Raw genomic sequence first — 10,053 nt, 5'->3', positions numbered from 1 at the left:
TCATATTCATAATCCACTCTGGTGTACGTCTTTCAGTAACTCCAGCTAATCCAGGTCCTACAAAACGTTTTGTTATTTTATGACATGCAGAACATTTTGCTTTAAAAACTATTTCTCCTTCTGCAACCATTGCTTCGTCAATGTCACCTAATTCTATGTTTTTTATTTTGCCAATACCTTTGTCTTGAAGTGGATCAACTTCAACTACTTCTTCTTTAACTTCAGCTGGTGCAGCCGTTTTTTCTGATTTTTTCGCATCACTTCCACAGCTTGAAACTATTAGGGTAATTAATGCAATTAAAACTAATTTTACTTTCATTTGTTTATTGTTTAATATATTTAGCTAACTTTTTAAGTAGTTTTTTTATTAAAATTATTCAGCAGGTACTAACACATTATCTATTACGTGTATCCAACCATTACTAACTTTTACTGTTTTTAATATTTTTGTACCTCCTACATAAATTCCATCTTCTTTATTTTCAACAACTAAATATTTTCCAGAAGCCATATATAATTTGCGTCCTTTTTTTGCTTCTTTTGCTAACTGAGTATCAGGATAGTTTGCTGGAGCAACATGGTTTGTTAAAATAAAAGCTAGTTGACTTTTATTTTCTGGTTTTAATAAAGTTTCAACTGTTCCTTCAGGTAACTTATCAAATGCTGCATTTACTGGCGCAAATACGGTTAAAGGACCTACATTCACCAATGAATTTTGAACGCCAGCTGCTTCTATTGCCGCAACTAAAGTTGTAAAATCATCTAAAGATTTTGCTACTTGTAATGCATTAGGGTCAGCACCTTCAACTGCTTTAATTGATGCTTGCCCACTATCTTCTGTCACAGCTTCACTATTAACTTCTTGAGTTTCTTGTTTTTTTGCGCCATTACAAGACAAAATAATAAATGCAAAAACTACTAAAATTGATAGAATTAAATTGGTTTTTTTCATGGTTTTACTGTTAACGTTAATAAATAATTGCAACAAATGTAACTTTATACAATAACCTATAAAATGACATTTATCACACTTTCGAGATTAAAAGACAAATATATCTTTTTTTTGCAACTAACATTACATTTGTAATTCAAAAACTAATTTTAAATTTGTCCTAAAAATTTTAAAAAATTAATGTTGTAAGAATATTGCTTACAATATGTCAAAAATTTCAACATAAAAGTAAATAAAAAAAAATGGATAATACCCTAATAAATAAAAGTTTAGAAAAATCAATTGCATATTCAGCTTATAGAAAATTAATAAAAGAGCTATTAATTCAAGAAAAATCTACAGGGTTTGAACAAACAGAAGATCTATTTAATTATAGCATTTTGAATGATAAAAGAATGGATAGACTTGATAAAACCTTAAAAATTTCTGAAGAAACGCAAAATTCTATTAATAGTCTAAAAAAAGATTTCACTTTTTTAGTTATTGCTGAAGGTTGGTGTGGAGATGCCGCTCAAATTGTACCAATTTTAAATAAAATTGGTGAAGCTTCTGCTAAAATTGATTTAAAAATTGTGCTTAGAGATGAGAATCCTGAATTAATGGATCAGTATTTAACGAATGGCAGTAAATCAATTCCTAAAATTATTATTTTAGATAACGAAAATAAAGTAATAAATTCTTGGGGACCAAGGCCATCAATAGCTACAAAAATGGTGTTAGATTATAAAGAACAGAATGGTAGTTTAGATGCAGATTTTAAAACTAAATTACAAATTTGGTATAATAAAGATAAAGGAGCTAACACACAAGAAGACCTTTTGAAATTACTAAAAGTATCTTAATATATAGTCCAATTAAATTAAATACCTTTGCGCCCTAAATTAATGTAATGATTATAGATTTTAAACAACTTCCAGACGAAGCTAAATTATGGGTTTTTCCATCAAGCAGAAAATTTTATCCTCAAGAAATAGCTGGTATAAAAGAAAAGATTGAGGAGTTTTTACTAGAATGGGACGATCAAGGGATTTTGATTAGAAGTTCTTACCAATTAGAATATGATCGTTTTATTGTTATAGCAGTTGATGATAGTTTAAACAGTTTAAGTTTAGAGGCGCATAACATATTAATTACATTTATTCAAGAGCTAGAAAAAACATTAGAAGTCGTTTTAATGGATAAAATGAATGTTTGTTACAAACAAGGTGAATTTGTACAATACAAAGATTTAATTGAATTCAAAAAAATGATGAAAGCTAAAGGTGTTTCTCAAAAGACCATTGTTTTTAATAATATGATTACCAATAAAGTTGATTTTAAGTATAATTGGGAAATTAATATTATGGACAGTTGGTTAGGTAGATTTATGAAGTAAAAAAGAAACTTAGCTTAAATATTTTTCAATATAAGCTATAGGTTCTAGTGCGTTATCAACACTAAATTTTCCAATTTTTGTACGTCGTAATTCAGACAGATGAGCTCCTGAATTTAAGGCAATTCCAAAATCATAAGCTAAAGAACGAATATAGGTTCCTTTGCTACAAACTACTCTGAATTTTACTTTGGGTACATCTATTTTAGTGATTTCAAATTCAGCAATATTAATTTTTCTCGAATTTATTTCAGTAGTTTCACCAGCTCTAGCTAATTCATACAATCTTTTTCCATCTTTTTTTAATGCTGAAAAAATAGGAGGTATTTGATCTATTTCTCCAATAAATTGTTTTGTAGTATTGTGAATTAATGCTGAAGTAATATGTGTAATTGGAAAAGAGGCATTCACTTCTGTTTCTAAATCGTAACTTGGTGTAGTTGCACCCAAGGTAAACTCACCAGTATATTCCTTTATCTGACCTTGATATTCATTAATTTGTTTGGTAAATTTACCTGTGCAAATAATTAGTAAACCTGTAGCTAAAGGATCTAAAGTTCCAGCATGACCGACTTTAATTTTCTTAATTCCAAATTTTTGACGAATATGCCAACGTAATTTATTCACTACTTGAAAGGAAGTCCATTCTAATGGTTTATCAATCAATAAAACTTGTCCGTTTTTAAAATCTTCTTCTGTCATTATTTATTAGTTATTGTAACTGCAATTGTTATAACTCCAACTATAAAGCAATACAAAGCAAAATAGGAAAGTTTACTTTTTTTAACAATAGCGATCATCCATTTACAAGCAAAAAGGCCTGCAATAAGTGAAGCTAAAAAGCCTACTCCTAAAACTCCAATTTGAGCACTTTGAAAATTAATTGAGCCGGATAATACATCTTTGCCAATTTTTCCAAAAATTAATGGAACAACCATTAAAAATGAAAAACGTGCAGCTTGTACTCTATCAACACCTAATAATACCGAAGTTGAAATTGTAGCTCCAGATCTTGAAATACCGGGTAAAATTGCTAAAGCTTGAGAAACACCAATAACAAATGCACTAAAAAAAGTAACTTTTTGAGTGGTGTTTTTTGCTCGATCAGCAAATAATAAAAGTAATGATGTAATAATCAGCATAAAACCTACCAATAATATTTCACCAGTAAAAAATTGTTCAAATTGTTTTTCAAAAATTAAACCAACCGCAACCGCAGGAATCATTGAAGCAATAATTTTTAAAGAAAATTTAAATTCATCATTCCATTTAAATTGAAATAATCCTTTTATAATTTGAAAAATATCATCTTTAAAAATAACTATTGTGCTTAAAGCCGTAGCAAAATGTACAACTACGGTAAAAGTTAAACTTTCTTTAGGAATAGAATTATCTCCTAATAATACTTTGGCAAGTTCTAAATGTCCACTTGAAGAAACAGGTAAAAATTCAGTCAATCCCTGAATAATTCCTAAAATAATTGCTTCAAGATAATTCATTCTTATTTTTTAGATTTTGCCATAATTGCATAAATCTCAATACCTAAACCAATAAGAACTAATGTGGGTGCTAAACGTATTCTTCTAAAATTATAAATTTCTTCGTTAAATATTTCAGGATTATCGCTTCCGCCTCCAGCCATTAAAACAAATCCTACAATAATAAAAACTAAACCAATTAACATAATAGTATAGTTCTTTTTACCAAAAAGAAATTGGTGTTTGTTTTCTGTGTTTTTTTCTTTCATTTTATTAATAATAAAGTTCGTCTGTTCTTAAATTTAAAAAACGTTGTGTTGCAAAAAACGTACTAATCCATGTAATTAGTATACCTAAACCAATAATAGCAGCAAATAAAACTCCAAGAATTTTATAATTTTCTAGCATTGCTAATTCAGGAATGGTGTTGTCTACATACATTATAAAAGCAATTAAACCTGCAATAGACACTAAAGAACCAATTATTCCTAATTTAATACTATTCCAAATAAAAGGCATTCTAATAAATCCTTTTGTGGCACCAACCATTTGCATAGTTTTAATGGTAAACCTTTTTGAATATATTGAAAGACGTATAGAACTATTTATTAAAACAATAGCAATAAGCGTAAATAACGAACTGAATAAAAGCATCCAGAAGCTTAAACGGTTAATGTTTTTTATTAATAATTCAATTAAAGGTTTGTCATAAGTAACCTCAGCAACAATACTTCTTATCAATAAATTTTGTTCTATTTCGGCAATTTTTTCAGGCGTTACAAATTCTGATTTTAAAGAAATATCTACTGCGTTTTTTAATGGATTGTCTCCTAAAAATTCTACAAAATCTTCTCCAATTTCTTCCGTGTATTTTTTAGCGGCGTCTTTCTTAGAAATATAAGTTACGGATTTTGTGTATTCAGCTCTTTTTAATTCAGCTTGTAAAATTTCTACATCAATATTTTTAGCATTGTCTTTTAGAAATATAGTGATGGTAACTTTTTCTTTAAAATGTTCAGTAATACTATTAGTTTTTAGAACTATTAAGCCTAAAATACCAACTAAAAACAGCACCAAACCAATGCTAATAACTACTGACAAGTACGATGATCGTAGTCTTCTTTTCTGATATTTCTCAAACTGTGTATCCAAAAGTAATTTTTATTAAAGTGGTTGCAATATACAAATAGTTGTTGAATGGTTTATTTGTTTCATTGTTTAATTTGTGGTGTTGTAAATTAATTAACATTAGGGCGTTTCCCTATGACTCGGGCTTTCACTACTCGCTTTTTTATAGTTTAAGGTATCTATAAAAAGAGCTCAAACAAAGCGTTCATTCCCTAACGTAAAATTATTGAATTTCTATATGTGGAGTTTTAAATAAAAAATAATATTTCTATAAATAGTGATAAATTTGTTTCAATTTTATCTTCTTTAACTTCAAAAAATGAAGTTTCTACACCTTCACTTTTAATTTATTCAACTTAATAATGTGATTTTCAAAAAAAGACTAAAATCAATTTATTCGATTTTTCTAAATCTTTTAGAGCAATAGAAATAGGTTCTATTTTTTCATCTTTGAAATTATTACAAAAACAAGTTTGCTGAATTTAAAATGGCTTCAAAATAATTTTAGAACAAAGAAAAATAAAACAAAATTTATGTACATTTAAACTATTATCTTTGCACTATGGAAACAAACAGACAAAAGAAAATTGCAGGTGTTTTACAAAAAGACTTAGCTGATGTTTTACAACACGCTGCGCAAGACGGAATGAAAGGGGTTATTATTTCTGTTACCAAAGTTCAAGTTACTTCAGATTTATCACAGGCAAAAGTATATTTAAGCGTTTTTCCTCAGTTAAATAGACAATTAATTTTGAAAGGTGTTCAGCAAAATACTTCAACTATAAGATATGAAATGGCAAAACGTACTAGAAACCAGCTGAGACGTATGCCTGAACTTTCTTTTTATATTGATGATAGTTTAGACTATATTGAAGATATTGACAATGCTTTAAAAGGTAAAAAAGGAAATCCAATTAAAAATCCTGAAATTTTAAATAAACCTTCAGATAATTAATTTGAATTTTCCCTTATACATAGCTAAACGCTATTTATTTTCTAAAAGTAGCAATAACACCATAAATATTATTACAGGTATTGCAACTTTGGGTGTTATTATTGGAACTTTAGCATTGTTTATTGTACTCTCCGGATTTTCTGGTTTACGAAGTTTTAGTGTTGGGTTTTTAAATACTGCTGATCCCGATATTAAAATTTCTTCTGAAAAAGGAAAATCGTTTGATTTTAATACGGATATTAAAACAATAGTAGAGAACCAAAACGGTGTAGCTTCTTACTCTAAAGTTATTGAAGAACGCGCTTTTTTTGAATACAACGAAAAAACACATATTGCTTATATAAAAGGTATTGATGCACATTACACAAATGTAAATAGTATAGATACAACTGTATATGTAGGGACTTGGCTAGATGCTAAAATACCTTCAGGAGTTGTAATTGGTAATGGAATTTCAAACAAATTATCTTTAGGTATTTTCGATTTTTTAGAACCTTTAAAAATTTATGTACCCAAAGCAGGAAAAGGATATATTACCAATCCTAACAATGCATTTAAGAAAATAAACACACAGCCAATAGGTATTTTTGCTTTAGTAGGCGAACTCGATTCTAAATTTACATTTATTTCATTAGAATTAGCCCAAGAGTTATTGAGTTATACGCCTGAACAAATTTCGGCAATTGAAATAAAAGTTACCAACTTTAAAGAGCGAACTGAAATAATTAATCAATTAAAAAATAAATTTGGTAGTCAATTTAAAATTGAAACCAGAGAACAATTGAATGCGGTTTTTTACAAAATGTTAAATACTGAAAATTTAGCTTCCTACTTAATATTTACATTGATATTAATTATTGCTTTATTTAATGTTATTGGCGCCATAATTATGATGATTTTAGATAAAAGAGACAATCTTAAAACATTATATAGTATTGGGGCAACTATGAAAGAAATAAAGCAAGTATTTATTTTGCAAGGTTTTATGCTTTCTGTTTTCGGTTTATTTGTTGGACTTTCAATAGGGATTAGTTTGGTGTTGCTTCAAAAAAAATATCATTTATTTATGATAACTCAACATTTAGCCTACCCAGTTGAATTAACTTTTTTAAATATTATAACTGTAATTATTACAATACTTGTATTAGGGTTTTTAGCTTCAAAAATTGCAAGTAGTAGAATTTCAAAAAAATTGGTTGAATAGCTTACGCTGGTTTTTTAAAAATATATAATTTGTTTTTTCGATCACTTACAACAAATATAGTATCATTATGAATTACAATTCCTTCAGCTTTATCAACAGGTATTTTGTAGCTTTTTATTAATTTCCCTTTTATTGTGGTATTGTAAATTGATTGAGATTCATCACTTACAACCCAAAATGTGGTTGATTTAGTGTCAAAACAAATTCCCGAAACATCATTACTAAAACCGAACGCTATTTTATTAGTAATTTCACCGTTTAAATTTACTTCTAACAATTGTTTGGGTTGTTTTTCATTGAGCACAATAAAGGAGTTTTCACTTTCAACAAAACAAATACCTTCTAATCCACTATTTTTATGTTGCTGCTTTCCTTTTATCTTCATTTTTTGAAGAAAATTTCCGGTTGAATCTAAGGAGATTAATGTTCTTTTTGATTCATCAACAATCCAAAAATTCTGAGTAGATGTTTCAATAGTTATACCTTCTAAATCAGAAAATTTGGTTTTTATTTTTTGAAGAACTTCACCTTCTAAAGAAGTTTTGTAAATAGTTCCATTTTGATCACTAACAATATATAAATGATTATTAAATGAAGTAATTCCTGAAGGCTCAGAAATATTTAAATTAATAACTTTAATTGGTTTTAAAGTATTTTGTGAATTTATTCTTGAAGTACAGGAATACATCCCTAAAGCAGCAAAAACAAGAATTAAAATCGTTTTCATTTTTTTTGAAATTATGAAAATTTCTGTAAAACCTCATCAAAAACATTATAGACATCTTGGGCTGAATCTGAAGTAACCATTTTCATTCTATAAGGTTTAAAATCTGGAATCCCTTTAAAATAATTAGTATAATGTCTACGCATTTCCATTACACCAACAATTTCTACTTCTTTCCAATCAATTTCCATTTGTAAATGGCGTTTTGCCATTTCAACACGTTCAGCAATTGTAATTTCAGGTAAATGTTCACCTGTTTCAAAAAAGTGTTTTACCTGTTTAAAAAACCAAGGATTTCCAATACTTGATCTTCCAATCATAGCGCCATCTAATCCATAAATATCGCGCATTTCTAATGCTCTTTCTGGGGAATTTACATCACCGTTTCCAAAAACAGGAATATGCATTCTTGAATTATTTTTCACATCAGCAATTGGGCCCCAATTAGCAGAACCTTTATACATTTGAGCACGTGTACGACCATGAATTGAAATTGCTTTACAGCCAACATCTTGTAATCGTTCAGCAACTTCAACTATTTTAATAGAACTTTCATCCCAACCTAACCGAGTTTTAACAGTTATAGGTAAGTTGGTGTGTTTAACCATAGCTTCGGTTAATTTCACCATTAAATCGATGTCTTTTAAAATACCAGCACCAGCACCTTTACTTACCACTTTTTTTACAGGGCAACCAAAATTAATATCAATAATATCAGGGTTAGATTGTTCAACAATCTCAACCGTTCTTAACATGGATTCTAAATTTGCACCAAAAATTTGAATCCCAACTGGACGTTCTTTTTCGTAAATATCTAGTTTTTTTCTACTTTTTGCAGCATCACGGATCAATCCTTCAGAAGAAATAAATTCAGTATAAACTACGTCTGCACCTTGTTCTTTGCACAATGCTCTAAACGGCGGATCACTCACATCTTCCATAGGTGCTAACAACAACGGAAAATCACACAATTCTATATCTCCTATTTTTACCAATTTATTAAATTTTAGTGTGCAAATTTACGTAATTTAAATTATTTCTAAATTGAATTATAAAAATTGTATTTTTGAATTCTAACTTGAAATATTATGAAACTAAAATTATCAATTATATGTATTGCAGTACTTTTTTTTGGATGTAAATCTTCTAAAAAAAGTGCAAATTACGATGGTAAATCAGGTGCTACAAAAATTGTAAACACACTGCATTACCCTCAAGAAAAGCATTTAAAAAACATTATACAATTAACTTTTGGAGGTGACAATGCTGAAGCATATTGGAGTTTTGATAACACGAAATTAGTATTTCAAGCTAATAATGTTTGGGGTTTAAATTGTGACCAAATCTTTACTATGAATATAACAGACGATTTAAGTAAAGGACAAAAACCTCAATTGGTGAGTACAGGAACTGGCCGTACAACTTGTAGCTATTTTTTACCCGGAAATGAAACCATTATTTATTCATCAACACATTTAGCAAATATAGAGTGCCCACCAGTGCCAAAAAAAGAAGATTACGGCAATAAATATATTTGGCCTGTTTTTGAAGGATATGATATTTTTGTTGCTGATACAAAAGGAAATCAGTTAAAGCAATTAACGTTTGAAGATGGATATGATGCTGAACCAACAGTTTCACCAAAAGGTGATAAAATTGTGTTTACTTCAACAAGAACTGGAGATTTAGAATTGTTCACCATGAATATTGATGGCACTGATGTAAAACAAGTAACTTTTGAATTGGGTTACGATGGTGGAGCTTTCTTTTCGCCTGATGGAACTAAATTAATTTTCCGTTCATCACGTCCAAAAACGGAAGCTGAAATAAAAGAATATAAAGATTTATTAGCTGAAGGATTGGTTCAGCCAACAAATATGGAATTGTATGTTTGTAATGTTGATGGAAGTGATTTAACCAAAATTACCAATTTAGGAAATGCAAACTGGGCGCCATTTTTTCACCCTTCAGGAAAAAAAGTAATATTTTCTTCAAACCATAAATCAAAACATAGTTTCAATTTATTTATGATTAATTTGGATGGAACTGGTTTAGAACAAATTACTTATGATAGTGTTTTTGATGCTTTTCCAATGTTTTCATATGATGGTAAAAAATTAGTTTTTTCTTCAAACAGAAATAATAACGGAACACACGATACCAATTTATTTGTTGCTGATTGGGTTGACTAACAAACATTTAAATGGAGTGTATTATCAAGCGCTTAATTCGTTATATTT

13 protein-coding genes are annotated in these 10,053 nt (G+C 28.7%); 5 read left to right on the top strand and 8 right to left on the bottom strand.

Annotated elements, in window-relative coordinates; translation table 11 throughout:
* Together Q0352_RS00500 and Q0352_RS00495 are read right to left on the bottom strand one after the other, a co-directional pair.
* Positions 1-319, bottom strand: a 319-nt coding sequence (locus tag Q0352_RS00500; RefSeq protein WP_367274558.1) for a cytochrome c family protein, incomplete at its 3' end; no start/stop codon positions are given.
* 54 nt (positions 320-373) lie between these two features.
* Positions 374-952 carry a fasciclin domain-containing protein gene (locus Q0352_RS00495; RefSeq protein ID WP_299521900.1) on the bottom strand — a complete coding sequence of 193 codons (579 nt, stop codon included), beginning with the start codon at positions 950-952 and terminating at the stop codon, positions 374-376.
* Positions 953-1,194: 242 nt separating this feature from the next.
* Between Q0352_RS00495 and Q0352_RS00490 the strand changes: the two genes are divergently transcribed.
* Both Q0352_RS00490 and Q0352_RS00485 read left to right on the top strand, forming a co-directional pair.
* On the top strand, positions 1,195-1,794 hold the full coding sequence (locus tag Q0352_RS00490; RefSeq protein ID WP_299521897.1) for a thioredoxin family protein: 600 nt from the start codon (positions 1,195-1,197) through the stop codon (positions 1,792-1,794).
* 47 nt (positions 1,795-1,841) lie between these two features.
* Positions 1,842-2,327 (top strand): ABC transporter ATPase, encoded by a 486-nt coding sequence (locus Q0352_RS00485; protein WP_299521894.1) that lies wholly within the window; start codon positions 1,842-1,844, stop codon positions 2,325-2,327.
* A 9-nt stretch (positions 2,328-2,336) separates the two neighbouring features.
* Here the strand turns inward: Q0352_RS00485 and truB are convergent, their stop codons facing one another.
* Genes truB through Q0352_RS00465 form a run of 4 tightly spaced genes read right to left on the bottom strand, consistent with a single transcriptional unit; the run spans position 2,337 to position 4,954 of the window.
* The gene (truB, locus tag Q0352_RS00480; protein ID WP_299521891.1) at positions 2,337-3,026 is read right to left on the bottom strand and encodes a tRNA pseudouridine(55) synthase TruB; all 690 of its coding nucleotides are present in this window, start codon (positions 3,024-3,026) and stop codon (positions 2,337-2,339) included.
* The gene (locus Q0352_RS00475; RefSeq protein ID WP_299521888.1) at positions 3,026-3,823 is read right to left on the bottom strand and encodes an undecaprenyl-diphosphate phosphatase; all 798 of its coding nucleotides are present in this window, start codon (positions 3,821-3,823) and stop codon (positions 3,026-3,028) included. The genes truB and Q0352_RS00475 overlap by 1 nt, the downstream gene beginning before the upstream one ends.
* A gap of 2 nt (positions 3,824-3,825) precedes the next feature.
* Positions 3,826-4,071, bottom strand: a complete 246-nt coding sequence (locus Q0352_RS00470) for a DUF3098 domain-containing protein (protein WP_299521886.1) — start codon at positions 4,069-4,071, stop codon at positions 3,826-3,828.
* 4 nt (positions 4,072-4,075) lie between these two features.
* A complete protein-coding gene (locus Q0352_RS00465) occupies positions 4,076-4,954 on the bottom strand; it encodes an ABC transporter permease (protein WP_299521883.1) in 879 nt (292 codons plus the stop codon).
* A 538-nt stretch (positions 4,955-5,492) separates the two neighbouring features.
* Here Q0352_RS00465 and rbfA point away from each other — a divergent pair.
* Together rbfA and Q0352_RS00455 are read left to right on the top strand one after the other, a co-directional pair.
* On the top strand, positions 5,493-5,885 hold the full coding sequence (rbfA, locus tag Q0352_RS00460) for a 30S ribosome-binding factor RbfA (protein WP_299521880.1): 393 nt from the start codon (positions 5,493-5,495) through the stop codon (positions 5,883-5,885).
* Position 5,886: 1 nt separating this feature from the next.
* Positions 5,887-7,089: an FtsX-like permease family protein gene (locus Q0352_RS00455; RefSeq protein WP_299521878.1), complete on the top strand. Its 1,203-nt coding sequence runs from the start codon at positions 5,887-5,889 to the stop codon at positions 7,087-7,089.
* A 1-nt stretch (position 7,090) separates the two neighbouring features.
* Here the strand turns inward: Q0352_RS00455 and Q0352_RS00450 are convergent, their stop codons facing one another.
* Both Q0352_RS00450 and dusB read right to left on the bottom strand, forming a co-directional pair.
* Positions 7,091-7,816, bottom strand: coding sequence for an SdiA-regulated domain-containing protein (locus Q0352_RS00450; protein ID WP_299521874.1), 726 nt, complete (start codon positions 7,814-7,816; stop codon positions 7,091-7,093).
* 11 nt (positions 7,817-7,827) lie between these two features.
* Positions 7,828-8,808: a tRNA dihydrouridine synthase DusB gene (gene dusB / locus Q0352_RS00445; protein WP_299521871.1), complete on the bottom strand. Its 981-nt coding sequence runs from the start codon at positions 8,806-8,808 to the stop codon at positions 7,828-7,830.
* A 93-nt stretch (positions 8,809-8,901) separates the two neighbouring features.
* On the opposite strand from dusB, the gene Q0352_RS00440 reads away from it, so the two are divergent.
* Entirely contained in the window at positions 8,902-10,005 is a 1,104-nt protein-coding gene (locus Q0352_RS00440) for a hypothetical protein (protein WP_299521868.1), read from the top strand.
* The last annotated feature ends 48 nt before the right edge of the window (positions 10,006-10,053 follow it).

This window comes from uncultured Lutibacter sp., assembly GCF_937891065.1.
GTDB lineage: Bacteria > Bacteroidota > Bacteroidia > Flavobacteriales > Flavobacteriaceae > Lutibacter.
Note: the sequence above shows the minus strand (reverse complement) of the source record. Positions and strands in the feature narration are given on the sequence as shown.

Coding starts and splice junctions, on each gene's coding strand:
- Q0352_RS00450 (WP_299521874.1), bottom strand. CDS start 7,816: ATGAAAACGATTTTAATTCTTGTTTTTGCTGCTTTAGGGATGTATTCC.
- Q0352_RS00475 (WP_299521888.1), bottom strand. CDS start 3,823: ATGAATTATCTTGAAGCAATTATTTTAGGAATTATTCAGGGATTGACT.
- Q0352_RS00495 (WP_299521900.1), bottom strand. CDS start 952: ATGAAAAAAACCAATTTAATTCTATCAATTTTAGTAGTTTTTGCATTT.
- Q0352_RS00490 (WP_299521897.1), top strand. CDS start 1,195: ATGGATAATACCCTAATAAATAAAAGTTTAGAAAAATCAATTGCATAT.
- Q0352_RS00485 (WP_299521894.1), top strand. CDS start 1,842: ATGATTATAGATTTTAAACAACTTCCAGACGAAGCTAAATTATGGGTT.
- Q0352_RS00470 (WP_299521886.1), bottom strand. CDS start 4,071: ATGAAAGAAAAAAACACAGAAAACAAACACCAATTTCTTTTTGGTAAA.
- Q0352_RS00440 (WP_299521868.1), top strand. CDS start 8,902: ATGAAACTAAAATTATCAATTATATGTATTGCAGTACTTTTTTTTGGA.
- rbfA (WP_299521880.1), top strand. CDS start 5,493: ATGGAAACAAACAGACAAAAGAAAATTGCAGGTGTTTTACAAAAAGAC.
- truB (WP_299521891.1), bottom strand. CDS start 3,026: ATGACAGAAGAAGATTTTAAAAACGGACAAGTTTTATTGATTGATAAA.